Genomic DNA, 24,878 nt, shown 5'->3' with positions numbered 1-24,878 from the left:
GAGACCGGGATCCCGGCCTCGTGCTCCTTCAGGATCCCGATGATCTGCTCTTCCGTGAAGCGGCTGCGCCTCATGTTCTGGTCCTCTCGATGGGCCAGAACGAACTTCAAACTGGATTATCCCAGAGGGGCAACGTCAGCGTCATCACGCGGCGAGGGCGGGTTTGCCGCATCGCACATCGGTTGGAGCCGGACGATTCAATCGAGCTTGCGGTGCTGATGAGCGAATGCGTCGAGTCCGTGCGGTATCCGCAGATGAGGGCGACAATCAACGGCGAAGAAATCGCGGTCTGGTGAGAGGTCGAGAAGCGGCTTTGCACTGCGAGCGTCGCGGGCGGTCCCAGACAGGACGCTCGCGGCGCTTTGCGGATTTCCATAGCTTGGTGCGGAAATCAGGACATTCGCGCTATGACGCGATCGTCAATGAAATCAGGCTTTTGGTAAGTTGCGAAACTGCGGTGCATATGCCGGGGCCGCGTCGCCCAGAATTCCATAATCGCAGAGTGATAACTTAGATTCTGAAAAATCGAAATTTGATACTGATTGATTTCCTTGATATTTTGATCGTCTCAGTGCAGCAAAAATGAGGCGTTAAATGGCTGGAAGAATTGGAGTGCGGGAGCATATAACGAGTTTTACTGACCCTCGGGTAATTGCAACATAGAGATTCTTCGCATTCAAATCGTGACCTTCGACAATAACGCAAACCTCAGCTTCGAGGCCTTTTAGAAGAAGCGTGCTGCCGACGCCACGGCGTGGCACAGATCGCCCTACCATGCGGTTCTGTTCCCGCGCACGCACGGCGGCCTCGCGGAACGTCGGTGCGCCGGGTTCGTCGCATGCATTCAGAGCCCGAAGGCATGCTCTGAGCACGAGTGGGCGATGGACACGAACACCGACCTCGGCATTGAGTTCAGCAAGCATCCGCGCGACGCCGCCGTAGGTAGGGGTTGCAGCGAAGTCTATAGCAGCTTGTTCGACAGCGCTTACCTCCGTGCGGGACCGGCCGGCGCGGATGGTTTCAAGTCGTCGCAGGAGTTGGTCCGGCTCAGTGCCAGTCATAAGTTTTGCGGCGAAGGTTGCTACACGTGACACCGCGTCCGGCTTGTAAATGTCCAGGCTCTTGGCGAACGACACGAGATCACGGAGATCAACAGCCTCAACCACAATTGCACCTTGCAGCTGACTGGCCAGGCGCTGTTGTTTGGCAGGCTGAGTGCTATCAGCAATGATAAGAACACGTCCATCTTGCACCGGGGATTTCGTGTTACCGGCTTTGAGTTGCTTCGAGTAATCGTTGTTGGATCCATCGAGTTCGATCCACTCGACGGGCTCAGGTGCTGATCGGAGATCAATCTTTTGGCCCGAGAGGAGTTTGGTTCGGGCATCAAGCACCCAATCGCCCAGCTCTTTCGCACCGGCGTTGATCCATCGCCAGGGGGTTTTCAGTTCAGCAACTAGCGGGAAATGCCCTCCGACGTGCTTGTTCCAATCGGCGAGCGCATCATCGCCGAATCCAAAGATTGCCTGCAGTTGATCGCCGAGCACGCACGTCGGCAGGACGTGCGAGAGGTAGTAGACGATACCGTGCTGCCAAGATGAACAGTCTTGGTACTCATCGACGAAAAGCCGCGTATAGGTTGCTGCGAGAACATCGTGAATGCGCGGAGTTTTGAGGATGTTGCATGCAGCGACTCTGATTTCGCGGTAAGGTGGTCGCTCGGCGGCCAACTGCGCTTCCGTTATCTGCGAAGTGGCCGGGAACGTCCTCACCAGCCTAATGGCGAAACCGTCAATCGTGGACAGCCTGTAGGCAGATGAGGGAACGTTCGCTTTTTCTAGACGGATGCGCAGGGCGGCGACGCCAGCATTCGTGTGCGTCAGCACAAGAACCGGTTTAGAACCTCTATGTCGCGTCAAGGCGTTGACTATCAGTTGAGTCTTGCCGCAGCCAGCAGGCGCGATAACGAGGCCTCTTTGGATGTTAAGCAGATCGATGTCATCGGCTGCCATCGGTGATCCACTTGAACACTCCGGCAATCGTTGTCTTGAGCGGTGCCGCGCAATTCTGCATGTCCGGAGCTACGATATCGCGAGCAACAACTTCCATGTCGCTGATAGATTTGTACCAGCCTGAGTGCTTAGCCTTCGATGCTAAGCCAAGTATTGCTCTCGCTTCAGTTGTCAGGTTGGCGCGGAATGATGCGAGAGAGTGTTTTGCGGCGCACGCTGACCTGATTTGGTCGTCGATGGTCTTATCGCTGCGGCGCAGAACAGCGTTCTCAAGCAACGCCAAGGCCGCGCTATCCGAAAGCGACAAGAACAACTCTTCCTCAGTCGAGCAGTTTTCCTGCCATGCAAATGTTGGGCTGCCATCCGCTTCGAAGGCGGCTTTCACGTCGGGGGTCGGAATCTTATCGCTGTCGTGGAGCACAGCAGTCCGGTAGCCGAGCAGTTGGAAGGCGCGGGCGCGTTTGAAGACGTTCTCGCCACCTCCGTCAACAATAGCTGCGCCGCACGCTGTGAGCGAGGCTGCGCCAGTTGTAGCGCGAAACTGGTCTATGCCTCTTATGAGGCCGATTTCAGTTGCTCCTTCGCAGACAAGAACTGAGCGGGCTAGCAGAGCGTCTGGGGATAATCGGATCGTGCCTTGGACATCCCCGCTATCGGAGGCCCGGTGAACGAGATGGCTGGTACCATTCGAGCGTACGACGTAGAGCTGGTTGGCAGATAGCTCGCGTACAGCGACTGGAGAGTGTGAAGTAAGGAACGTCTGCAATGGAGGCTTGGCCTCCTTCGCACCGAGAGCGTCAATGAGACGGATCACACGATGTGGCTCAAGCCCGTGTTCGATCTCGTCGACTAAGACAATGGGGGTGGTTGCGGCGGCGGCACGCTGAAGGCCAGCAATGAGCAAGCGTTTCGACCCAAGGCCGAGGCTTTTGAGCGGGACGCCATCTTCACCATGCAGTGAGATCGTCCCCCCGGAGAATGATACGGACTGAGCGTCAAGCATGGCTTTGACGGCACCGCCGACGGGCACGCCCAATTCAATCGCGGTCGTCTGTACTGTGGCTAACGCTTTTGGCAAGCCAGCTTCGGCCTGTTGCCCGAAGGCATTGCGAGCGTTTCGAGCGAGGTCAGCGAGAGCTGTCGACGCGGCAATGGTTTCGTCGGAGATTTTGTTTAAGATAGACGCGCGGCCCCAGCTCAGATTTTGGTCAGCGTACGCACCAAGGCGTGTCGGGCTCATGCTTGCACGATCGGTCCAGCCGAGCCCCCGTGACTGACCTTGCTGCTCGGCGCGATCGGATACAAGGGTCCAAGAAGGCTCCAGATCGGCCGCGACTGTGAGCCGCAAGGTTAGGACCGTCTCAAGGCCAGTATCGGGCTCGTCATGCAAATCACCAGTTTTTGGGTCGAAGCCCCTCAGGTAGAGGCCGTAGGATTCGAGGTTCTTAAGATTGTCTCCGAGCGCTCCGACCGTGATCGAGATAGTGATGGGCGTGGCGACGTTGAGATTGTGAAAGTCAGAGTCATTCAAAGTCAGATTGCGTCGAGCGCTTAAGCATAAGTCGATCGCATCGAGGATCGTCGTTTTGCAGCTATCGCCTGGTCCGATGAGACAATTGATTCCTACACTTGGGCACCAGTCAAGAGAAGCGATTCCTCGAAAATGACGGATTTCAATTTTGCGGATTACGGCCACGGCGACGTGCTCCAGCTTGAGTGTTTCGCTCGGCTTTGATCCGCTTCAGTAGATCCGATGCTGGCTCGTCGTTCGGGTCTTGGGGAACGAGTTCGCCTCGAAAGGCCTTGGCGAGGATGGCTTGGTCGAGCTTAGGCAGTAGATGCTCAGTGTAAGCGTGCTCGGCGGTGATTCTGTCGAGCCACGCGAAGGCACGGTCTAACAACTTCACGATCGCTTGCTGATCCGGCTCGGGAGCGAGCGGAAATGGAGTCTGGTTCAGGCCAACCTGGTTTACCTTTGGGAGGACCGTTCGCCCTTCATGGTCAACAACAAAGCTAGCAAGCTGCTGACTAAATGCCCAGTAATATAGATAGCGAGGAACGACATTCGGTTTCGCGTTGAGCGGATACATGTCCGCGCTACAAACGCCCTCAAAGTCGATTAAGACGGCTTTGCGCAAGTACGGACGAATTTTTGAGTATAGGACTTGGCCTGGGTAGAACCGATGTTTAGGGCTCTTAACGCCATCTTCAGCTACTGTGAAGAAAGCAAGCAGTTTGCCGGTCCCCGCACCGATGTTGTCTGGAGCGATGTGCGGCAGTTGTTGCACTTCAGATGTTGGAACGAGGTTCGAAGCAATTTCAGCTGCTTCGTCGAAGCGAACCCATCGCCAGGATTTCGGTAGATTCCAGCAGGCTTCATGTGGGTGCGCCGTGTCTTCGGGAATGAGGCCGATTAGCTGTCCAGAAAACGCTTTGGCGAGGATGGCCTGCTTGTAGCGCTCGATCAGCTTGGGGATGTGGTCGAGTTCCTGGCGGGCGCGGGACGAGCGGGAGCGGAGGCTGTCGAGTTTTGCGACGATGCGGCGCTGCTCCGGAAGTGGAGCTAGCGGAATCGGCAAAGCTTTCAGTATTTCTTGGCTGATATTCAGCTGCGCTCCACCTTGTCCCGCTTGCTTCAGTTCGTTGATATTGCCGATGAGGAACTTCCAGACGTAGGGAATTAGATCACTAGTTATCTCTCCGGGCAGCAAAGCAGCACACGCTTGATTGGTAGCGGCAGGAATTCCGAGGACTGCCGTCTTGCCAATTGTGGCACCGTACATTGCGACAAGAAGAGTGCCGGGCGGGAAGAGCTTTGCGGCGCTATTGTGCAGGCCTGCTTCCGTTATGAATTCAGGCGTTGCGGTGAGTACCGTATCATTTAGATCACCTGTTTTTACCCATGGAATGTTGCCGCCAAAATAGCTTGGGTTCTTTCTCGATGGCGTTCCGCCGCTTGACCAACCACCTAGTTGGCCAAGTGTAGTTTGGACCCACGCGGTCGGAAGCTCGGTCATTCTGCGGCCTCCTTGGTGAGCGCGGTCAGAGCTTCTTCCCCGCCCTCTAATTCGTCGCTCAGCTCCTCTATCTCGCCGAGCGCAGCTTTCAGATGCCCGATGATGGCTGCGGCGATGTCCTCGGGTTCGGTGAGGCCTTCCTCGGCCTCAGCCTCCGTGTCGCGAAGCCACGCGATGTCGAGATTGTCGTTGCGTTCTTCGATCTGTTGTCTCTTGAAGCACCGAAAACGCCCCTCCTCACCCTCGTCCGTGCGCTTGGATTTGCCGTGCGGATCATCCCCAAACGCCTTCTCGAACGCTGCGAAATCTTCCAGCTTCAACGGTCGGGTTTTGCCGAATGCTGGCATGTTGGCGCGCAAGTCGTAGACCCAGACGGCTTTTGTGTTGCCGGTGTCAGTCTTGCTGCGCGTCAAGAACAGCACGTTGGTCTTCACGCCCTGGGCGTAGAAAATGCCTGTTGGAAGCCGCAGGATGGTGTGCAGATCACAGAGGTTCATGACCCATGTGCGCAGTCGGCGGCCTGTGTTGTCTTCGAACAGCACGTTGTCGGGCAGCACGACGGCCGCGCGTCCTCCGGGCTTCAAGGCGCGCACGATATGCTCGACAAAGGCGAGCTGTTTGTTCGACGTCTCGGCGGTGATCGAGAAATCAGCCCGCGTCGGCCGCCCGCCGCCCTTCTTGGTGCCAAAGGGTGGGTTGGTCAGGATGAGGTCGGCCTTGCCCAACCCTTCCCCGGTGGGCGAGAGCGAGTCGCCGCTTTCAAAAGGACATTCGATGCCGTGGAGCATCAGGTTCATGAGAAGGAGGCGGTGTGTGTCCGGCACCAGCTCAGAGCCCGTATAGGCATTGCGGCGTTGGAATGCGGCCTTGTCTTTTGGCAGCTTGAAAAGGTCGTCGGTCGCGTCTTTGATGTAGCGGTCGGCGGCTACGATGAAGCCACCGGTACCGGCAGCGGGGTCCTGAATGACCTCGCCCGCCTGCGGCTTCATAAGCCGGACGATGCTGTCGATCAGGGGGCGCGGCGTGAAGTACTGCCCGGCACCTGATTTCTTTTCAGCGGCGTTTTTCTCCAAGAGGCCTTCGTAGAGATTGCCAAGCCCCTCCTCGCGTGCCGAGAACCAGTCGAGTTGTTCGATGTCGGTCGTGAGGGATTTGAGGTTCGTGGGCTTACGAAGCTTGGTTTGAGCGTCGGCGAAAATGGCAAGGACGGTTGGGTCCTTCACGTGCGCGGGATTGCCGAGGTCGAGCATGAGCTGGCGGTAATATGTGAGCTGATCCATGCCCGTGCGGCGGGTAAGCTCGGCCCAACGGTAGCCCTTAGGCAGCCGTTCCTCGTGTCCGGTTTCCGCTAACATCTTGAGGAAGAGCAGATATGTCAGCTCGGTCACGTACTCGTTGTACGTGATGCCATCGTCGCGAAGGACGTGGCAGAGGCTCCAGAGTTTAGCGACGATATCGCCTGTCGTTACGTTCGTTCTTGTCAGCTCGCTGCTTGCCATAGTTCCTCACTGAGTTGGGAGAGGATGGTTTCCAGCTCACCGTTGAATTGTTTGTTGAGGCGGTTGAAGCCGCCATGTTCTGCGAATGGGGTGTCGTCGAGTGCCTGCCGGTCGACCACAAGCTCCTTCTTCAGCTGCTCGCCGATGCGCTGCAACCACTGGCGTTGCGGATCGGTCCAGGCACGGCTTTTCAGGATCGTGGCGAGAGCGCGCTCGACGCGTTGTTCGTAGGGCATCAACGGCTCCTTGAGAGCAGCCTGCCTTACGAAGCCAATGATGCTTGCGGCGATGTCCTCGTTCTTGGTCTGCTTCCAGGCCTGCCGGAGATTGGTCTCGCTGTATTGCTGCCGGTCGAGTTCGAGCTTCAGTTCCCGGAGCTGTTGGCGTGTAAGGTCGCGCGGGCGCTGCACCACGACGGTGAGCGCTGCGATCTTGTTGAGGTTGGTCCGCACGAAGGTCGTGAAGTTGTCTAGGAAGTCTTCAGGCTTCGCAGCATCGCCGTAGCCACGGCTCACGCCTTTGAGTTGATCATCGTGCTCTGAGATCGGGATCAGGACGCCAGGGCCGTCCGGGTTCCAATCGAGGATGGGACCAAGGCGAGGTTTGGAGCGTACCCATCCGACGAGGTCGCCAAGGTCAGATTGCTGGATGCGCGTGAGGGTAGCTTCAGGCGCTTCGCCGGCTTCGGCTTCGAATTGTGCACGTGCCGTATCAGGGAGCTTTCTCAATCGGCGGCGTAGCTTCACGATTAACTGGTCACGGATGAATTCGCGGTGCGCATCGTCCTCGGCTTTCGCGAGTTCCTCCATGAGCTGTGTCAGGGAGATTTGCGGATTGACCACCACAGGCTTCATGGCGGTCACGGCTTGCAGGTTCGCATAGAGGTCGACCGCGTCGAAGATGCGAAAGGTCTCCTTGCCGATGTCGGGGCATAGGCGCGTGGCGCGGCCTAGCATCTGCTCGTAGAGGATGCGGCTGTTTACGCGACGCAGGAACACCAAGTTGGTGATCGAAGGCACGTCGATGCCGGTCGTGAGCAGGTCGACGGTTACGGCGATCTTCGGGTTCGCGTCGTTGCGGAATGACCGGATATGGGTCTGTACCTTGTCGACGCTGCCGGTCAGCTTCTTAATAGCCCCGTCTTCGATTGGAATGCCGGCTGCAACGTAAGCCTTCTTGAGTTGTTCGACCACGATGTCGGCATGCGCATCGGTCGCCGCGAAGATCAGCGTCTTGCCAGGAAGGCCCGGGTCGATGTGATTGACCAATTCCTCGCAGACAACCGCATTGAAGGGCACCGTGATGACCTTCTTGTTGAACTCCTCCACTTCGAACGCGATTTCGTCGGGCGCACGCGTCGAGTGGACGGTTCCGGTTGCAGCGTCGAATAGGTCGAGGTTGTCGTCCTTTTTGAAGATGATGCCTTTGTCCGAGAGTTGCGTCCGTATCCGGAACGGAGGCTCGTGGTCGATGAGATAACCGTCGATGACGGCTTCACGATAAGAGTAGGTGTAAATCGGGTCGCCGAATATCTGAGCCGTATGCAAGGCCGGTGTTGCGGTGAGGCCCACCTTCACCGCATCGAAGTGCTCCAGGACGCGACGATATTTCGAGACGTAGTCGTCCTGGTTGCGGAAGCCGAGTTCGGCGTCAGACAGCTCGCGGTCGAGCAGATAGCCGCGGTGGCATTCGTCGACCAGCATCAGGTCATACTGATCGATAGGCGGTACGTCAGCGGGGTCGCTCGCATAGAGCACGCGCTTGACCAGGCCCTGGATGGTGCAGATGTGGACGCGTGTGTCGAGGTCGGGGTTGATGTCCTCTAGGCCTTTCAAGCCGAAGATGTCGGCGAAGGCGCGAACGCCGACCACTTTCGTTGTCGTGAATTCGTCCTTGGTCTGGTTCCCGAGCGCACTCCGGTCGACGATGAAGCACACACGCCGGAATCGGTTCGCGGCAAGAACGCGGTAGAGGAGCGCGATGGCGAGCTTGGTCTTGCCGGTGCCGGTGGCCATCGCGGCCAGCATCTCTCGCCTGCCTTCAGCCAGCTTTGTCTCAATCGCCTGGATAGCGTCTTTCTGGTAGGGCCGCAGGCTGAACCCGAAATTGAACGGTTCGCTCTTCAGGGCTTCATCGGCCTTGGCACGATCAATATCCAGTTCGGCCTTCAGACCCTCGGGAGTGAACCAGTCGGCGAGAGCGCGAGCATGATTTGTCGATTTGCGGGCGTCGCGGAACCAGATGCCGCTCTCGGTTTCGATTTGCTTGAGGTAGGGTCGGCCGTTCGTCGCGAAGAGGAACGGTACCTTGAACTCGCCCCATGGGGCGGCGGCGAACTGCCCCTCCGCACCAAGTTTGATGCCCTTCGAATAGCGCTCGGATTGGGTTAGGGCCGCTGAGACATTTTTGCGCTGACGCTTGGCCTCGACCACGCCTATAGGCGTCGTGCCGGTGAATAGAGCGTAATCGGCGGGGCCTGTCGCCGTTGGCCATTCGGCGATGGCCGTATTCTGGCCCTTCACGGGGCGAGCGCCCTTCGCATAGGTCATTGCCCGGCTGTCGACGATCCAGCCGCGTTGGCGCAGTTGCTGATCGATCAAGGCGCGTGTCGCCAATTCATCGAGATCAATGGCGCGCGCCGCTGTTTCGGCCTGTTCGTAGAGAACCGCGAGCGATTTTGGCAGTGCTTCTTCTGAGGCCTTCTGAAGCGTTGCCAGTTCCTGGGCTAATGCGAGCTTGTGGCTCTCGGCTTCGTTCGCAAGCTGCTCCCATAAGGCTCGTTCTTCAGCTTCGCGACGCGCTTGATCCTCAGCGGTTTCCTTCTCGCGGGCATGTCGCTCGGCATCGGCGCGAGCGCGGTCGGCGGCTGATTGGCTCTCTTCGAGCGCGGATTTGAGTCGTGCGATCTCGGCGCTCAGCTCGGACGAGGCATCTTGTGGCGACGTCGGCGGGATGAATGGTCCCGGCTTAAACCCTGGTTCGTGGCCGATGGTTTTGTGGAACCAGATGGCGAGCTGGCGAGCAAGTTTCAGTGCGGTCAGCGCTCCCGCATGATCCTCGCGGTTGGCATGCGCGGCCTGGTTTCCCGCGATGCGCAACTGATGGAAAATGTCACCGGCTTCGCGCGGCATCGCGCGCTCGGCTTTCAATCGTTGTAAGAGGTCTGCGAACGGTTCATCCGGTGTTCCGAAGAGTCCCATGCGGGCTGCGAGCTGCTGGGCGAGCAACTCGGCGAACTGGCGCAACTTGATGAGGCAGGTATTCGGGTCGTCTGCGAAGTAACGCTCCGCAAGCGCGCCAAGCCTTACGAGCTGCGCATCATAAACCTCCAGAAAATGGAAGTTGCCCCCGTGCCCCTTCATGGCGGTATCGTCTTCCCCACTTCGTTTCCCCTCGCCCCTCAGGCCACTTTTGGTGCGAGCTTCTTGACGTTCAGCGACGCCGTGCGGAGGCGTGCCTGGGCCAGATCGAACGCGGCCTGCATCCGGAGCCAGGCATCGGCAGTGCTGCCAATCCCCTTCTCAAGGCGAATGGCCATATCGGGCGTGATGGCGCTCTTGCCGTTGATGACGTTGTAGAGTTGCTGGCGCGTGATCCCCAGGGCTACGGCAGCCTCGGCCACGGACCATCCTAGCTCGACGAGATCGTCGCGCAGGCCAAGGCCGGGGTGCGGCGGGTTTTTCATCGGCATGGCGTCCTCCTTCCTAGTGATAGTCCAAAAAGTCCACGTTCGACGCATTGCCGTCTTCGAACCTGAACACGATGCGCCAATTCGCGCGTACTGTGATCGACCAGTATCCTGCCAGATCACCCTTCAGCTTATGTAGCCGGAAGCTCGGGCGATCCAAATCCTCGATGACCTTCGCCTCGTCGAGCGCTGCCAGAAGAATGGCGATCCGCTCAACCATGTCTGGCGGAAGCTTGCGCTCGTCCTGACTTTCATAAAACCGTTTCAGGCCTTTATGCGCAAAGCTATCGATCATATTCAACTCTCAATGTAAAATGTCAATTGACATTTGTCAAGCATTGGGTTGCGGCTGGCGTTCGGATGCGCGTTGCGAGGCACTGCTTTCGTGCGCCGGCATGGCGGCCACTTGCTCGCCCCAGGCCTGCAAGGCCGAACGCATTTCCTCGAAATACGGATGGCGGTTATAGACCCCGGCCACCCCCGCAAAGCTGCCCGAGACGTGGTTCAGCACACGCTCGATGATGTGGGGCGGTGTGCCGAGTTTGGCGAGATGGGTCGCCGCCGTGCGGCGCAGGTCATGGAGCGTCCAGTCCTTGATGCCCGATAGGCGATCGAGCCGGTTCTTGGCCCTTGTGAAGCCCGAGACGACGTTCTCGCCGTTGCCGCGCGCGGGGAACACAAGGTCGTTCTGGTCCTTCGGGATGGAGGTGATGATGGCCATGGCGTGGTCCGAGAGCGGCACCAGATGCTCGCGCCCATTCTTTGAGAGTTCGGCCGGAATGAGCCAGGTCTTGGCGGCAAGATCGAGCTGCGACCATTTCATTTGCGTCACCTCGCCCCGCCGCTGCCCGGTTAGGAGCAACAGCTTGGTCATAGTGCCGAAGGGGTACCCCTCGTCTTCCAGCACAGGCCAGAGGCGCTGAAGCTCACCTTCCGAGAGCGCGCGGGATCGTGAGCCGTGCTTAGCGGGCTTCTTGATTTTTGTGGCGGGGCTGACCGCGATCATGTCGCGGTCGACGCACCAACCGAACAGGGTCTTGATGACCCCGAGAGCGTGATTGGCCTCGCTTGGCTTTCCGGCCTCCACGAGGGCGTCGAGGATGTCGTTGATGTGCGGGGGGCGGATATCCCGCACGTCGCGCTTCTTCCAGGCGCTCACGAAGTGCTTGCGGAGCAAACGCTCGGTTTCCTTCGCGGTGCTTGCCTTGTTGTGTACGGCGCAATGCGCCTTCACGAATGCGGTCACGACGGCGTCGAACTGATAGGCCAGATCGTCCTCCGCCTGTTCGACCAAGCCCGGATCGACACCCTCGTTGACGGCGAGCAGCGCCTGCGTGGCCTTGGTGCGGGCGTCTGCGAGCGAGAGGATCGGATAGCGCCCCAAGGTCAGGCGGCGCGGGCGTCCCCGATGGCGGTATACGAGCACGAAGGTCTTGGTGCCTGCGCTTGAGACCCGCAGACCAAAGCCGGGGATACGGGCATCCCAGATTTCAACGCGGGCCTGGCCTTCGGATGTGAGCTTGCGCAGCATCAGATCGGTGAAGTTCTGAGGCATGGCGACGGGTCCTGAATGACGGCGGCGGGGTGCGGATGCGTGCCGGACTTGGCCATTTGGGTGGGCCGTACGGCAGCATTCCGAGCGTCATTCCGGGTAGCATATGGGTAGCAGAATGTCGAGGATCGGGGCGGAACATGATGTTACAGCCTGCACCACATATTATTGATATAAAACGGAAAAAATCGATAGTCAGGTTGCAGGATGGAATTCCACGGAGCCGCAAAAAACAGGCTCATAACCTGAAGGTCGTCAGTTCAAATCTGGCCCCCGCAACCAACACTCAAAAGCCCCGCACGGCAAAACCGGCGGGGCTTTTGCGCGTTCACGGGGGGGGGGGCGAGCGCCCCTACCCTCACCGCCCCCAGCGGAGCACGACCGCATCGCGCTCGCGTGCGAGTTCGATCAGCTCGGCCTGGGCAGCCAGATGCGGCAGTGACAGGGGATGGCGGACCGCCGCGGAGCGGATCACGCCGCCCGCCTGCATCAGGATCTTCGCCGCCGAGAGCCCGCACTGGCGGTTCTCGTGGTTGATCAGCGTCAGCCAGCGCTCATAGGCCCGCTTCGCCGTGGCGCGGTCGCCGGCGCGGAACGGATCCATGATGGCGCGGATCCCGTCGGGATAGCCGCCACCGGTCATGGCGCCGGTTGCGCCCGCATCGAGATCGGCCATCAGCGTGATCGCCTCCTCGCCGTCCCAGGGTCCCTCGATGGCCTCGCCGCCGAGCTCCAGCAGCGTCCGCAGCTTCGCGGCGGCTTGCGCCACCTCGATCTTGAAATAGGCGACGTTGTCGATCTCCCGCGCCATCTTCGCGAGGAAGGCCGGCGATAGCGGCGTGCCGGCCACCGGCGCATCCTGGATCATGATGGGGATGGAGATCGCGTCCGACACGCGCTGGAAGAAGGCCTCGATCGCGGGCTCGGCCACCCGGAAGGTCGCACCGTGATAGGGCGGCATGATCATCACCATGGCGGCGCCGAGATCCTGCGCCCGGCGCGAGCGCTCGGCGCAGATATGGCTGGCGAAATGGGTGGTGGTGACGATCACCGGCACGCGGCCCGCGACATGGGCGAGCACCGCCTCCATCACCGTCTCGCGCTCGGCATCCGTCAGCACGAATTGCTCGGAGAAATTGGCGAGGATGCACAGGCCCTCGGACCCCGCATCGATCATGAAGTCGATGCAGCGGCGCTGACCATCGAGGTCGAGCGTGCCGTCGTCGTGGAAGATGGTGGGCGCGACGGGAAAGACGCCGCGATAGGGGCGCTGGAAGGCCATGGGATTTCCTCGGGGTGGTCCGCTCTGGTGGCGAACTCGGATGGGTGCGCCGCCGGCGAACCGGCGGCGCGGGATCGTTGCGGCTCAGCGCGCCGTGGCGAGCGCGATGGCGAGGCGGCAGGCATTCTGGAAGGCCGGAATATCCACCCACTCGTCCACCGTATGCGCCTCGTTCTGGCCGGCGCCAAAGGTGACGGTCGGAATGCCGTGCAGGCAGAGATAGTTGGCATCGAGGCCGCCATTGACGAGGCGCGGGTTCGGCGCAAGGCCAATGGCCTCCACGCCCTTGATGCCGCGGCGGACCACCGCCGACTCCCGATCGAGGGAGAAGGAGTGGTACTTGCGCTGGCGGGAGAAGACGACACGCGCCGTCTTGCCCTCGCTGGAGGCGAGCGTCTTGCCGGCCTTCACGAAGGCGGCCTCGAAGGCATCGGTGATGGCATCGACGAAGGCCATGTCGTGGCTGCGGCTCTCGCCCTCCACGTAGCAATAGTCGGTGACGACATTGGTGGCATCGCCCGCGCCGCGGCCATCCTTGCCGGCGATGGTGCCGACATTGCTGGTGCCGGCCTTGTCGCCCTTCACCACCTTGCCGAACCAGCCATTGGCCTGCGCATCGGCCAGCGCCATGGCAGCGACCATGCTGGAGGAGATGCCGCGCTCGGGGGCAACGCCGGCATGGGAGGCGCGGCCGAAGATCTCGACCGACCAGCCATCGCCGCCGACCGCGCCGGTGACGACATCCGCCGGCCGCGAGCCGTCATAGTTGAAGCCCATGGAGACGGGCCCGAGCATGTCGAGATCGATGTAGCGGGCGCCCCACAGGCCGCTCTCCTCGCGCACGCAGAAGACGAGCACCAGCGGCGGGTGGTCGAGGCTCTGCTTGGCGAGTTCGGCCGCCAGCGACACGAGCACGGCACAGCCGGTGCGATTGTCGCCACCGAGCGCGGTGTCGCCACCGGACACGATCTTGTCGCCGGTGATGCGGGGCTTGGCGCCGGCGCAGAGCGGCACCGTGTCCAGATGGGTCATGAACATGATCGGCTCGGCATTGCCGAGGGCGCCGCGGCCGGGGATCTTGACGATCAGGTTGCCGGTCTGGGTCGGCACGGGAATGCGGGTGTTGGCGTCGTCATAGGCGATCGCCTCGGCGGGCACCCCGGCTTCCTGAAGCGCCTTCGCCACGTCCTCGGCAATGGCCTTCTCCTCGCCGGTCACGCCCTCGATGGAGAGGAAGCGCATCAGTCGGTCGAGGGCGGCTTGGGCGTCGTGCTGAATCATGATGTTGGTCCTGGCAATCGGAGGACCCGCATCATGCCCGGCGGCGACGAGAGGAAAAGTGCAGGGATGGCAGAGCCGCCCTGCCTTGCCCGCGCCGGTCAGGCCCGGCCGGCGATGGCGGCGCCAAGGCCGTCGCCGCTGTCGAAGGCGGCTTCCACCCGCGCGCCGAGGCACCAGTCGCCGCAGGCGCCGATGGCACGGGCCTCGTCATAGAGGAAGGGCGCGCCGGCCGTCTGCTCGACCAGCGCAAAGCGCCAGCGATGGGCGGCGAGATAGCTCGGCGCCGCCTGCAGGCCGGTCAGCACCTGGAAGCGGGCGAGCAGCATGGCTGCCGCCTCCTCCGGGGTTCGCTCGAGATGCTGGCGCGACCAGGCGGGCGTCGCATGGACCACATAGGTCGTGGCGCCGCCGGCCCTGCCGGGCTTGGAGGAATCGGTGGCGATCCAGCCGATGGCCTCGTCGGTCGGCTTCAGCGACAGGCCGATCGGGTTCTCGATGCCGGCGAAGGCCAGCATCATCGCCCAGCACGGGGCGTAGCGGGCGCGGCTGATGCCCGACCAGTCGATGCCGGCGGAGGCGAGGAGCGGCTTGGCCTGCGGCGCCGGCACGGCGACGACGACGCCGTCGAAGGCCTCGGTCATCGTCCCGTCGCCCTCGGCGGTGGCGAGGCGCCAGCCGTCGGCGGCACGGTCGAGACGCGTGACGGTCCGGCTCGGCACGAGGGACAGCCCGCGGGAGAAGGCCCGGCCGACGGCGCTCATGCCGGGCGTGCCGACATAGCCGACCTCGCCCCAGGCGGCGGCACCGCCATCGGCGACCAGGGCCTCGACCTCGCGGACGAAGCCGTCACCGCGGGCGGTGAAGAACTGCGCGCCGTGGTCGAATTGCAGGCCCTCGGCGCGGCGCGTCGCCATGCGGCCGCCAACGCCGCGGCTCTTGTCGAAGACGCTGACGTCACACCCTGCGCCGACGAGGCGCCGCGCGGCCGCAAGACCCGCTATGCCTGCCCCGATCACCGCCCATCGTCCTGTCATGCGCATACCCTTCCCATATCGTGCGGTGGATCTACGCGCGGGGTGGCGCGAGCGATCATCCCGGCAGGCCGTGCAGAGGGCGGCACGTGAAGGCCTCACCCCGCGAGCAAGGTCCCGTAGCCCTCGCGCCGCGCCGTGACACCGGCAAGGCGCAGGGCGTTCCAGAGGCTCGCCTGGTTGGCCGTCACCACCGGCCTTGCGAGGCGCTTCTCCAGCGCGTCGATAATCCCGACACAACGAAATCCGGTGCCGGCGAGGAGAACGCCGTCGGCGGAGGCGGGACAATGGTCGAGCACCTGAGTCATCAGACGCTCGGTCTCCTGCGCCGTCGCCATCCCCGCGGGATAGAGCCCGTCGGGTGGCAACGCATCCCAGGGCGCGGGCGGCCGATAGCGCCAGACGGCGGATGCCGGGGTGCCATGGGCCTCAAGGTAGCGCGCCGCGGCCGCGAGCACGCCATCGGACATCCAGGCGGGCATGACCAGGAAGGGCCGGCTCACGCCGAGATGGGCGAGCGCCGCGCGAACATCGGCGCCATTGGTCGTCGGCCGCACCGCGCTGCCCAGCGCCGCACCGAGCGCTGCGATCGCCGCCTCGTCCCAGCCCGCCCCGCCGACGATGCTGCTGGAGGAATGGCCGAGCACCGCGACGTCGACGCCGATGGCGGCGAAATCCCGGCAGCCGCGGAGGAGATCGTCGCACAGCGTCACGCCTGACCGGCCGGCGGTCCAGGGTGCCCATGGCGTGCCGGCCGTGACGCGGGCGGCGTGGATCGACACGCCCGGCGGCGCCATGGCCCACCACTCCGCCTCGGGCACAACCTCGCGGCCGACGATGAACATGCCGATGCGGGCAAGGCTCGCCCAGTTGTCGTTGGCCATGCAGACGCCTCCCATCTCCCGGTTGGATCGCGCCACGCGCTGCCGGTCAAGCATGGCCTTGCCAAATATTCCATTATGATGGATTTATCATCTCTCTTGAGAGAGAATGGCATGTGGCTGAAACGGCAGCGGCGGAGCAGACCATCGACGGCGGCGGCCCCGCTTCGCGCCCCCTCCCCTCGCCACAATGGCGGACCGCCGCTGGAGGACGAGAAGCACACGCCACCCTGGGGCAAGGGCGACATCCAGCGCTTCCTCTACTGGAAACGCGCCCATGCAGAGGCCTGGAAAAAGGTCTCGCCGGATGTGATGCGGTTCCGGATGGAGAAGGCCGACCGGCTGGGCCTCACCTATGAGGAATACACGCTGGAAATCCTCGAACGCGGCGTCCACCTCCAGCTTGAGGACGTGGAGCGGATCGCCGCCATCAAGGCGGCGCGCAAGGGACGGCGCCGGCGCCGTCACGTCTGACGGACGCATGGGGCTCAAGCGAACGCCCCCCTTGACCGTGGGGTAGTACACCGTGCCAGCCTCCGGTCAGGAGTTCCCATGACCGTCCACGCCACTGCCATCTCCGATCTCGACGCCTTCGCGCTCGGGGACGCTTTCAGGAAACGGCGCCTGTCGCCGGTGGAGGCGGCGAAAGACGCGCTGGACCGGGCCGAGGCGAGCCAGTCAACCGTCAATGCCTTCGCGCTGATCGACCGCGAGCGGACGCTCGGATGGGCGCGCGAATCGGAGGCGCGCTGGGCGAAGGGCGAGCCGCTTGGCCCCTTTGACGGCGTTGGCGTGACGATCAAGGACAATATGGCGGTCGCCGGCTGGCCGTCGATGAAGGGCTCGAAGGTCGCACCCCCCGCCCCCGTCACCTTCGACGCGCCGGTCACCGCGCGCTGCAAGGAGGCGGGCCTTGTCATTCTCGGCACCACGACCATGCCGGAATTCGGCTGGATCGGCCTGTCGACCTCGCCGCTCACCGGCCATACCCGCAACCCCTGGAACCTTGATCGCACGGCCGGCGGCTCGACTTCGGGCGGCGCCGTGGCGGCAGCGCTCGGCATCGGCCGGTTCCATCTCGGCTCGGACGGGCTCGGCTCCATCCGCATCCCCGCCGCCTTCTGCGGCGTCTCCGGCATCAAGGCAACCTATGGACGGGTGCCGGCCTATCCGATCTCGGTCATGGGCGAACTCGCCCATCTCGGCCCCATCGCCCGCGACGTCAGGGAGGTCGCAGCCCTGCTGACCATCCTCTCGGGCCCGGACAAGCGCGACCCGATGGCGTGGAACACCCCGGCGCCGGATTACGGCGTCGGCATCAATGACGGCGTCCGCGGCCTCCGGATCGCCTATTCGCCGCGGCTCGGCTTCGTGACAAAGCTCGACCCCCAGGTGGAGCGGGCGGTCGCCGCGGCTGCCGCCACCTTCGCCGCCATGGGGGCCATCGTCGAGGAGGTCGATCCGCCGCTGGAGGACCCGGCCCCCATCGCCTGGGACATCTGGAACGCCGGCGCGGCGCTCGCCCTCTCGGCCTTCACGCCGGAGCAGCGCCGCGAGATGGATCCCGGCCTCGTCGCCTGCGCCGAGACCGGCGCGCGGTTCCCCGCCTCCGCCCTCATCGACGCCCTGCTCTATCGCCGGACGAAGGCGGTCATCGCCATGGCCGGCTTCTTCGAGCGCTACGACCTGATGATCACGCCGACCATGCCCACGGGAGCCATTCCGCTCGGCGCCGACCTGCCGCCGCCGGGCTTCGCCGGCCAGTCCGCATGGGGGCCGCTGTGGACAGACTGGTGCCCCTACACGCCGCCGTTCAACGTTACGCAGCAGCCGGCCGGGACGGTGCCCTGCGGCCTCGACGGGGAAGGGTTGCCGATCGGCCTGCAGATCGTCGGCTGGAAGCGGCAGGAGGCGACGGTTCTCAAGGCCATGCGCGCCTTCGAATCCGAGCGCCCGCCGGCGCGCGTCCCGATGCCGCACCGGCCCGCCTAGACATCAGACGTCTGCACGGTTTTTGCGCGACTGTTGCCTGCGCAACGGGATTGACACCCTCTCACCAACCATCGTCTCATCCGGTCTCCGTGCGGTCAGGGATCGGCTTGCACAAGGTCCAGCCGTGTCGTTCCAGGGGAGAGTGATCATGAAATCCGTCAAGATGTCCCGCCGCACCGTCGTGGCAGGTGCCGCGGCAGCCGGCGCGCTGGCAGGGGCCTCGGGCGCCTCGGCGCAGGGTGCCGCCAATGTGCTGCGCGTGGTCATGCATTCCGACCTGCGCATCATCGATCCGATCTGGACGACCGCCTACATCGTCCGCAACCACGGCTACATGATCTACGACACGCTCTTCGCGCTCGATTCGAAGGGTCAGGTCCAGCCGCAGATGGTGGACCGCTATACGGTGAGCGACGACAAGCTCACCTACACGTTCACGCTGCGCGACGGCCTGATGTGGCACGACAACCAGCCCGTCACCACCGCCGACATCATCCCCTCCATCCGTCGCTGGGCCGCCCGCGACCCACTCGGCCAGACGGTGATGGGCTTCATCGCCTCGATGGACGCGAAGGACCCCAAGACCTTCGAGATCAAGCTGAAAGAGGCGACGGGCCTCCTCATCTTCGCCCTCGGCAAGCCGTCCTCGAACGTGCCCTTCATGATGCCGAAGCGCGTCGCCGAGACCGATCCGCAGACGCAGATCACCGAGTTCGTCGGCTCCGGTCCCTTCATGTTCGTGCGTGACGAGTGGAGGCCGGGCGACCGGGCCGTCTACGCCAAGTTCCAGGGCTATCGTCCGCGCTCCGAGCCGGCGTCCGGCCTTGCCGGCGGCAAGGTCGCCAAGGTGGACCGCGTCGAGTGGCGCGTCATCACCGACCAGCAGCAGGCGATCAACGCGCTGCAGGCCGGCGAAATCGACCTGATCGAAGCGCCGAGCCATGACCTGCTGCCGCTGCTGAAGGCCGACCGCAACGTCAAGCTGCACAACTGGAACGTGCTCGGCAACCAGTACACGCTGCGCTTCAATCACACGACGGCGCCGTTCAACAATCCGAAGATCCGCCAGGCGGCGCTCTACGCGCTCAACCAGGAGGACTTCCTGAAGGCAACGATCGGCGATCCCGAGTACTACAAGGTCTGCAAGGCCATGTTCGTCTGCGGCTCGCCGCTTGAGACGCTGGCCGGCATGGAGGACAAGCTCGAGAGCAACTTCGCCAAGGCGCGCCAGCTCCTCCAGGAGGCCGGCTATGCCCGCGAGCCGGTGGTGCTGCTGCACTCGACCGACCTGCAGGTGCTCACCAACCTCGCCCCGGTCGCCAAGCAGCTCTTCGAGCGCGCCGGCTTCGTCGTCGACATGCAGTCCATGGACTGGCAGACGGTCGTCGCCCGCCGCGTGAAGCGCGATCCGCCGACGCAGGGCGGCTGGTCGGCCATGCTCACCTCGTGGGTTGCCGCCGACATCCTCAACCCGGTCATGGCCGGCTTCTTCAACGCCTCGGGCGACCGTGCCGCCTTCGGCTGGCCGAACGATCCGGAGATCGAGGCCCTGCGCGCCCGCTTTGCCCGCGCCGGCTCGGAAGCCGAGCAGAAGCAGATCGCCGAGGCGGTGCAGCGCCGCGTCGCCGAGGCCCCGACCCATATCCATCTGGGTCAGTGGTACCAGCCGGGCGCCCACCGGTCGAACATCTCGGGCTGGCTGGAAGCGCCCGCCCCGGTGTTCTGGAACATCGAAAAGGGCCGCGGCGCGTGAGCATGTGACGACCGGCGGCCGGGCAGTCCGGCCGCCGTCTCCTCATTGCCACAGGCCTTTTCCATCATGATTTCCTATATCCTCCGACGCCTTGCGGCGACCGTGCCCGTCTTGTTCACCGTCGCCGTGATGGTGTTCCTGATGCTACGGCTCACCCCGGGCGACCCGGCCGCGATCATCGCCGGCGACAACGCCACCACCCAGCAGATCCTCGACATCCGCACCAAGCTCGGCCTCGAAGAGCCTATCCTGCAGCAGTTCTTCATCTGGCTCGGCAGCATCCTGCGCGGCGACCTCGGCGAGAGCTTCTTCTTCCGCAAGACCGTCTTCGAGCTCATCTCCGAGCGCATCGAGCCGACCCTGTCGCTCGCCTTCCTCACCATCGTCCTCGCCGTCGTCATCGCCATCCCGCTCGGCGTCCTTGCCGCCTACCGGCAGGGCACCTGGATCGACCGCGTGGTGATGGGCTTTTCGGTCATCGGCTTCTCGGTGCCGGTCTTCGTCATCGGCTACCTGCTCATCTACATCTTCGCCATCAAGCTCGGCTGGTTCCCGGTCCAGGGCTACCAGCGGATCAGCGGCGGCGTCTTCCCGTGGTTCCGCAGCCTGGTGCTGCCGGCCTTCACGCTCTCGGTCATCTACATCGCGCTCATCGCGCGCATGACCCGCACCAGCGTGCTGGAGGTCCTGTCTGAGGACTACATCCGCACCGCCCGCGCCAAGGGCCAGACGGAAGTGAAGGTTCTGTTCCAGCACGCCCTGAAGAACGCGGCGGTGCCCATCGTCACCGTGGTCGGCATCGGCGTCGCCCTGCTGATCGGCGGCGTGGTGGTGACGGAGAGCGTCTATTCGATCCCCGGCCTCGGCCGCCTGACGGTGGACGCGGTGCTCGCGCGCGACTTCCCGGTGATCCAGGCGATCATCCTCGCCTTTTCCTTCGTCTATGTCCTCATCAACCTGATCGTCGACCTGTCCTACACGATCTTCGATCCGAGGATCCGCTATTGACCGCCCCAGCCTCTTCCTCGCCCGTGGCGGAAACCGCGGTCCCGCTGCCCGCCAAGCCGACGGTCTGGCGCAAGCTGCTGCGCAGCCCCAATGTCGTGGTCGGCGTCGCCATCGTGCTGGTGATGGTCTGCATCGGCCTCATCGCGCCGCTCATCGCCACCTCCGACCCGACCGCCATCAATCCCGGCGCCCGCAACCGCGTGCCGATGGCAACCAGCACCATGCGGATGGACGACGGCACGCGCGCTACGGTCACCCATTACATGGGCACGGACACGCTCGGCCGTGACGTCTTCTCCCGCGTCGTCTACGGCGCCCGCGTCTCCATCTTCATCGGCATTTCCGTCGCCATCCTCTCGGTCAGCATCGGCCTGGTGATCGGCATGGCGGCCGGCTATTTCCGCTGGCTCGACAGCATCATCATGCGGATCATGGACGGGCTCATGGCGATCCCCGCCATCCTGCTCGCCATCGCAGTGGTATCGCTGTCGCGGGCGGGACTGGCCTCCGTCATCATCGCCATCGTCGTGCCGGAGGTGCCGCGCGTCGTGCGCCTCGTCCGATCCGTCGTGCTGTCGGTGCGCGAGGAGCCCTACGTGGAGGCCGCCGTCACGGCCGGCACGCCGACCCTGAAGCTCATCATCCGCCACATCCTGCCGAACACGGTGGCCCCGCTGATCGTCCAGGGCACCTTCATCTGCGCCTCGGCGATCCTGGTGGAAGCCATCCTGTCCTTCCTCGGCATCGGCATCCCGCCGGATGTGCCGACCTGGGGGAACATCATGGCGGAGGGCCGCCAGCTCTTCCGCATCTTCCCCCACAACATCCTCTATCCGGGCATCTTCCTCGCCCTCACGGTGCTCGCCGTGAACATGCTCGGCGACGGGCTGCGCGACACGCTCGATCCGAAAATGGAGAAGCGCGGATGACCGGCCCCATCCTCGAGATCCGCAATCTCACGGTCCAGCTGCCCAAGGGCGCTGACCGCAAGTTCGCAGTCGAGAACGTCTCGCTCACCGTCAATCCCGGCGAGATCGTCTGCGTCGTCGGCGAGTCCGGCTCCGGCAAGTCGGTGTCCTCCCATGCGGTGATGGGGCTCCTGCCGAAGGGCCAGCTCACGGTTGCCGGCGGCGAGATCCTGCTGGAGGGCGAGAACGTTCTGAAGGCGAGCGCCAACCGGCTGCGCGACCTGCGCGGCACGCGCATGTCGATGATCTTCCAGGAGCCGATGACGGCGCTGAACCCGGTCGTCACCTGCGGCGAACAGATCGACGAGGTGCTGCGCATCCACACCGACCTTCCCGCCACCGAGCGGAAGGAGAAGGTGATCGCGGTCATGGAATCGGTGCGCCTGCCGGATCCCATCAAGATGTACGACGCCTATCCGCACCAGCTCTCCGGCGGCCAGCGCCAGCGCATCATGATCGCCCAGGCGCTGGTGCTCGACCCGGCCCTGCTCATCGCCGACGAGCCGACGACCGCACTCGACGTGACGACCCAGGCGCAGATCCTCAAGCTCGTTGCCGAGATGCAGGAGCGCCGCGGCACCGGCGTGCTGTTCATCACCCACGATTTCGGCGTGGTGGCCGAGATCGCCCACCGCGTCGTCGTCATGCAGAAGGGCCACGTGGTCGAGACCGGCACGGCGACGGAGGTGCTGACCAACCCGCAGCACCCCTACACCAAGATGCTCATCAACGCCGTGCCGACGCTCACCCCGCCGCAGCGCGAGGATCGCACCGGCGAGGTCGCCCTGGAGACGGTGAAGCTCTGCAAGGTCTATGGCGGCGGCGGCTTCTTCCAGAAGAAGCGCGAGGTGCGCGCCGCTGCCGATGTCGAGATCCGCGTCCGTCGCGGCGAGACGCTGGGCATCGTCGGCGAGAGCGGCTCGGGCAAGTCGACGGTGGCCCGCTGCATCGCCAGGCTCATCGAGCCGACCTCGGGCGGCATCGTCGTGGGCAATATGGACATTGCCAAGCTGCCGGAGCGGCAGCTCCGGCCCCATCGCAAGCACTGCCAGATCGTCTTCCAGGACCCCTATCGCTCGCTGAACCCGCGCCGGTCGGTCGGAGCCTCGATCATCGAGGGGCCGATGAATTTCGGCATGTCCGAGGCCGATGCCGTCGCCAAGGCGCGCGACCTGATGAAGCTCGTCGGCCTGTCGCCGGATGCGCTCGACCGCTATCCGCACCAGTTCTCGGGCGGCCAGCGCCAGCGCATCTGCATCGCCCGGGCGCTTGCCATGGAGCCGGAGATCCTCATCGCCGACGAGGCAGTCTCCGCCCTCGACGTGTCGGTGCAGGCGCAGGTGCTCGACCTCCTCGACGACGTCCGGAAGAAGTTCGACCTCGCCGTGCTGTTCATCACCCACGACCTGCGCGTCGCTGCGCAGATCTGCGACCGGATCGCGGTGATGCAGAACGGCGTGGTGGTGGAGCACGGGCGCACGGCCGAGGTCTTCGCCAATCCGCAGCACGCCTATACGCGCTCGCTGTTCGAGGCGGCGCCGGGACGGAACTTCCAGTTCGCGCGCGTCGCCTGAGGGCCGCGCAGAAAACGGGTGCAGGGATCGGGTGTCGGCGCGGCTTCCGCGCTGACAGGGTCTGCGGGACAGGAGCCCCGCCATGACCCCTCGCCCGCCCTCGGCCTTCCCCCGCCTCTTCGCCACGGCCGCCCTGGTCCAGGCCGCCGACCAGATTGCGCTGGCCGCTCTCCCCGTCACCGCCGTGCTGCTGCTCGGCGCTGGTCCGGCGCTGGTCGGCCTGCTTGTCGCCGCCCAGACGGCGGCCTGGCTCATCGTCTCGCTTCCCGCCGGCGTGGTGGTGGACCGCCTGCCGGCAAAGCGCGTCATCCGTATCGCCCTGGCGCTCGGCCTCGCCGGCATGGCGGCGGCCATCGCGGCGGCGGAACTGGCCTTGCCATGGCTTCTGGCGGCGGCGGTCTTCGTCGCCTCGGCGGGCACCGTGACCTTCGTGCTGGTGCAGGTCGGCCTCGTCCCGCGCATGGTCCCGGCGGCGGGCCTGCCGGTCGCCAATGCGCGGATCGAGCTTGCACGGGCGCTGGCGACCGCCGCGGCCCCGGTTCTGGTCGGCCTGCTTGCGACGTGGCTCTCGCCTGCCGCCGCCTATCCGCTCGCCGCGGTGCTGGCCCTTGGCGCGCTGGTGCTCGGCACGGGCCTGCGCCCCGCCGACGCGCCGCCCGCGGCGCGCCCGCCGGTGCTCACCGCCATTGCCGAGGGCACCCGCTTCGTCATCCGGCAGCCGCTGCTGCGGGCCATCGCGCTCTGCGCCGTGTTCTGGAACTTCGCCTTCATCGCCCTGCTCGCGGTCTTCGTGCCCTTCGCCCTTTCGCGGCTCGGCACCGATGCGGCCGGCGCCGGCCTCGCCCAGGGTTTTGCCGGCCTCGGCATGATTGCCGGCGCGCTCGCCGCCCCGGCCCTGCTCGCGAAGCTGCAGCCGCGGGTGCTGTTGGTCTTCGGCCCCTGCGTCTCGGCGCTGGCGGCGATCGCCATCCTCGTAGCTCCGACCTTCGGCGGCATCGGCCTTGCGGGCCTTGCCTTCGCGCTGATCGGCTTCGGCCCGATCCTCTGGCTGGTCATGCAGCTTACCGTCCGGCAGATCGTCACGCCGCCCGAGCTGATGGGACGCGTCACCGCGACGATCCAGGTGGCGATCTACGGCGTCAGGCCGCTTGGTGCGCTGGCCGGCGGTGCCACGGCGCAGGCCTTCGGGCTCGATGCGGCGCTCGGCCTCGTGGCCATCGCCTTCGCGGCTTCAGCCCTCGCCTGCCTCGCCTCGCCGCTGGCACGGCTCGTCGCCCTGCCCGCCCCCGCCGCGACGGCAGGAGGCCTATGACCATCCACCGCTTGGCGATGCAGGGTTC

20 protein-coding genes are annotated in these 24,878 nt (G+C 64.1%); 8 read left to right on the top strand and 12 right to left on the bottom strand.

What is annotated here, in order from left to right:
- Positions 1-296, top strand: a 296-nt coding sequence (locus O9344_RS05815; protein WP_298474079.1) for a hypothetical protein, incomplete at its 5' end; no start/stop codon positions are given.
- Between the two features lie 294 nt (positions 297-590).
- Here O9344_RS05815 and O9344_RS05810 read toward each other — a convergent pair.
- From O9344_RS05810 to O9344_RS05755, 12 genes are all read right to left on the bottom strand, one after another.
- Positions 591-2,012 (bottom strand): UvrD-helicase domain-containing protein, encoded by a 1,422-nt coding sequence (locus O9344_RS05810; protein ID WP_298474072.1) that lies wholly within the window; start codon positions 2,010-2,012, stop codon positions 591-593.
- Positions 1,999-3,708, bottom strand: coding sequence for an ATP-binding protein (locus O9344_RS05805; protein WP_298474069.1), 1,710 nt, complete (start codon positions 3,706-3,708; stop codon positions 1,999-2,001). Before O9344_RS05805 ends, O9344_RS05810 begins: the two co-directional genes overlap by 14 nt.
- Positions 3,686-5,029 (bottom strand): restriction endonuclease subunit S, encoded by a 1,344-nt coding sequence (locus O9344_RS05800; RefSeq protein ID WP_298474066.1) that lies wholly within the window; start codon positions 5,027-5,029, stop codon positions 3,686-3,688. The genes O9344_RS05805 and O9344_RS05800 overlap by 23 nt, the downstream gene beginning before the upstream one ends.
- Positions 5,026-6,528, bottom strand: a complete 1,503-nt coding sequence (locus O9344_RS05795; RefSeq protein ID WP_298474063.1) for an N-6 DNA methylase — start codon at positions 6,526-6,528, stop codon at positions 5,026-5,028. Before O9344_RS05795 ends, O9344_RS05800 begins: the two co-directional genes overlap by 4 nt.
- Positions 6,510-9,890, bottom strand: a complete 3,381-nt coding sequence (gene hsdR / locus O9344_RS05790; RefSeq protein WP_298474060.1) for a type I restriction-modification system endonuclease — start codon at positions 9,888-9,890, stop codon at positions 6,510-6,512. The genes O9344_RS05795 and hsdR overlap by 19 nt, the downstream gene beginning before the upstream one ends.
- Before the next feature lie 38 nt (positions 9,891-9,928).
- Positions 9,929-10,219, bottom strand: coding sequence for a HigA family addiction module antitoxin (locus tag O9344_RS05785; RefSeq protein ID WP_298474058.1), 291 nt, complete (start codon positions 10,217-10,219; stop codon positions 9,929-9,931).
- A 13-nt stretch (positions 10,220-10,232) separates the two neighbouring features.
- A complete protein-coding gene (locus O9344_RS05780; RefSeq protein ID WP_298474055.1) occupies positions 10,233-10,511 on the bottom strand; it encodes a type II toxin-antitoxin system RelE/ParE family toxin in 279 nt (92 codons plus the stop codon).
- Positions 10,512-10,547: 36 nt separating this feature from the next.
- Positions 10,548-11,771, bottom strand: coding sequence for a site-specific integrase (locus tag O9344_RS05775; RefSeq protein WP_298474052.1), 1,224 nt, complete (start codon positions 11,769-11,771; stop codon positions 10,548-10,550).
- A gap of 355 nt (positions 11,772-12,126) precedes the next feature.
- Positions 12,127-13,050 carry a dihydrodipicolinate synthase family protein gene (locus tag O9344_RS05770; RefSeq protein ID WP_298474049.1) on the bottom strand — a complete coding sequence of 308 codons (924 nt, stop codon included), beginning with the start codon at positions 13,048-13,050 and terminating at the stop codon, positions 12,127-12,129.
- Positions 13,051-13,134: 84 nt separating this feature from the next.
- Entirely contained in the window at positions 13,135-14,331 is a 1,197-nt protein-coding gene (locus tag O9344_RS05765; RefSeq protein WP_298474047.1) for a M20/M25/M40 family metallo-hydrolase, read from the bottom strand.
- Positions 14,332-14,429: 98 nt separating this feature from the next.
- The gene (locus O9344_RS05760; protein ID WP_298474045.1) at positions 14,430-15,365 is read right to left on the bottom strand and encodes an FAD-dependent oxidoreductase; all 936 of its coding nucleotides are present in this window, start codon (positions 15,363-15,365) and stop codon (positions 14,430-14,432) included.
- A 95-nt stretch (positions 15,366-15,460) separates the two neighbouring features.
- A complete protein-coding gene (locus tag O9344_RS05755) occupies positions 15,461-16,246 on the bottom strand; it encodes a hypothetical protein (RefSeq protein ID WP_298474043.1) in 786 nt (261 codons plus the stop codon).
- Positions 16,247-16,357: 111 nt separating this feature from the next.
- On the opposite strand from O9344_RS05755, the gene O9344_RS05750 reads away from it, so the two are divergent.
- The 7 genes from O9344_RS05750 (at position 16,358) to O9344_RS05720 (ending at position 24,850) form a co-directional block, all read left to right on the top strand.
- A complete protein-coding gene (locus tag O9344_RS05750) occupies positions 16,358-16,717 on the top strand; it encodes a hypothetical protein (protein WP_298474040.1) in 360 nt (119 codons plus the stop codon).
- 78 nt (positions 16,718-16,795) lie between these two features.
- Positions 16,796-18,235: an amidase gene (locus O9344_RS05745; RefSeq protein WP_298474038.1), complete on the top strand. Its 1,440-nt coding sequence runs from the start codon at positions 16,796-16,798 to the stop codon at positions 18,233-18,235.
- A 148-nt stretch (positions 18,236-18,383) separates the two neighbouring features.
- Complete coding sequence (locus O9344_RS05740; protein ID WP_298474035.1) at positions 18,384-19,988, top strand: ABC transporter substrate-binding protein; 1,605 nt, start codon at positions 18,384-18,386, stop codon at positions 19,986-19,988.
- Between the two features lie 66 nt (positions 19,989-20,054).
- Positions 20,055-20,996, top strand: a complete 942-nt coding sequence (locus O9344_RS05735) for an ABC transporter permease (RefSeq protein ID WP_298474032.1) — start codon at positions 20,055-20,057, stop codon at positions 20,994-20,996.
- Positions 20,993-21,925 carry an ABC transporter permease gene (locus tag O9344_RS05730; RefSeq protein WP_298474029.1) on the top strand — a complete coding sequence of 311 codons (933 nt, stop codon included), beginning with the start codon at positions 20,993-20,995 and terminating at the stop codon, positions 21,923-21,925. The genes O9344_RS05735 and O9344_RS05730 overlap by 4 nt, the downstream gene beginning before the upstream one ends.
- Entirely contained in the window at positions 21,922-23,538 is a 1,617-nt protein-coding gene (locus tag O9344_RS05725) for an ABC transporter ATP-binding protein (protein ID WP_298474025.1), read from the top strand. The genes O9344_RS05730 and O9344_RS05725 overlap by 4 nt, the downstream gene beginning before the upstream one ends.
- 82 nt (positions 23,539-23,620) lie before the next feature.
- Positions 23,621-24,850 (top strand): MFS transporter, encoded by a 1,230-nt coding sequence (locus O9344_RS05720; RefSeq protein ID WP_298474022.1) that lies wholly within the window; start codon positions 23,621-23,623, stop codon positions 24,848-24,850.
- Positions 24,851-24,878: the final 28 nt, after the last annotated feature.

The sequence above is a fragment of the Phreatobacter sp. genome (assembly GCF_027532945.1).
Lineage (GTDB): Bacteria > Pseudomonadota > Alphaproteobacteria > Rhizobiales > Phreatobacteraceae > Phreatobacter.
This window is presented reverse-complemented; position numbering and strand designations above follow the sequence as displayed.

Excerpts from the sequence above, each read along its gene's own strand:
- O9344_RS05810 (WP_298474072.1), bottom strand. The coding sequence starts at position 2,012 with ATGGCAGCCGATGACATCGATCTGCTTAACATCCAAAGAGGCCTCGTT.
- O9344_RS05800 (WP_298474066.1), bottom strand. The coding sequence starts at position 5,029 with ATGACCGAGCTTCCGACCGCGTGGGTCCAAACTACACTTGGCCAACTA.
- O9344_RS05795 (WP_298474063.1), bottom strand. The coding sequence starts at position 6,528 with ATGGCAAGCAGCGAGCTGACAAGAACGAACGTAACGACAGGCGATATC.
- hsdR (WP_298474060.1), bottom strand. The coding sequence starts at position 9,890 with ATGAAGGGGCACGGGGGCAACTTCCATTTTCTGGAGGTTTATGATGCG.
- O9344_RS05785 (WP_298474058.1), bottom strand. The coding sequence starts at position 10,219 with ATGCCGATGAAAAACCCGCCGCACCCCGGCCTTGGCCTGCGCGACGAT.
- O9344_RS05780 (WP_298474055.1), bottom strand. The coding sequence starts at position 10,511 with ATGATCGATAGCTTTGCGCATAAAGGCCTGAAACGGTTTTATGAAAGT.
- O9344_RS05775 (WP_298474052.1), bottom strand. The coding sequence starts at position 11,771 with ATGCCTCAGAACTTCACCGATCTGATGCTGCGCAAGCTCACATCCGAA.
- O9344_RS05770 (WP_298474049.1), bottom strand. The coding sequence starts at position 13,050 with ATGGCCTTCCAGCGCCCCTATCGCGGCGTCTTTCCCGTCGCGCCCACC.
- O9344_RS05765 (WP_298474047.1), bottom strand. The coding sequence starts at position 14,331 with ATGATTCAGCACGACGCCCAAGCCGCCCTCGACCGACTGATGCGCTTC.
- O9344_RS05760 (WP_298474045.1), bottom strand. The coding sequence starts at position 15,365 with ATGACAGGACGATGGGCGGTGATCGGGGCAGGCATAGCGGGTCTTGCG.
- O9344_RS05755 (WP_298474043.1), bottom strand. The coding sequence starts at position 16,246 with ATGGCCAACGACAACTGGGCGAGCCTTGCCCGCATCGGCATGTTCATC.
- O9344_RS05750 (WP_298474040.1), top strand. The coding sequence starts at position 16,358 with ATGTGGCTGAAACGGCAGCGGCGGAGCAGACCATCGACGGCGGCGGCC.
- O9344_RS05745 (WP_298474038.1), top strand. The coding sequence starts at position 16,796 with ATGACCGTCCACGCCACTGCCATCTCCGATCTCGACGCCTTCGCGCTC.
- O9344_RS05740 (WP_298474035.1), top strand. The coding sequence starts at position 18,384 with ATGAAATCCGTCAAGATGTCCCGCCGCACCGTCGTGGCAGGTGCCGCG.
- O9344_RS05735 (WP_298474032.1), top strand. The coding sequence starts at position 20,055 with ATGATTTCCTATATCCTCCGACGCCTTGCGGCGACCGTGCCCGTCTTG.
- O9344_RS05725 (WP_298474025.1), top strand. The coding sequence starts at position 21,922 with ATGACCGGCCCCATCCTCGAGATCCGCAATCTCACGGTCCAGCTGCCC.
- O9344_RS05720 (WP_298474022.1), top strand. The coding sequence starts at position 23,621 with ATGACCCCTCGCCCGCCCTCGGCCTTCCCCCGCCTCTTCGCCACGGCC.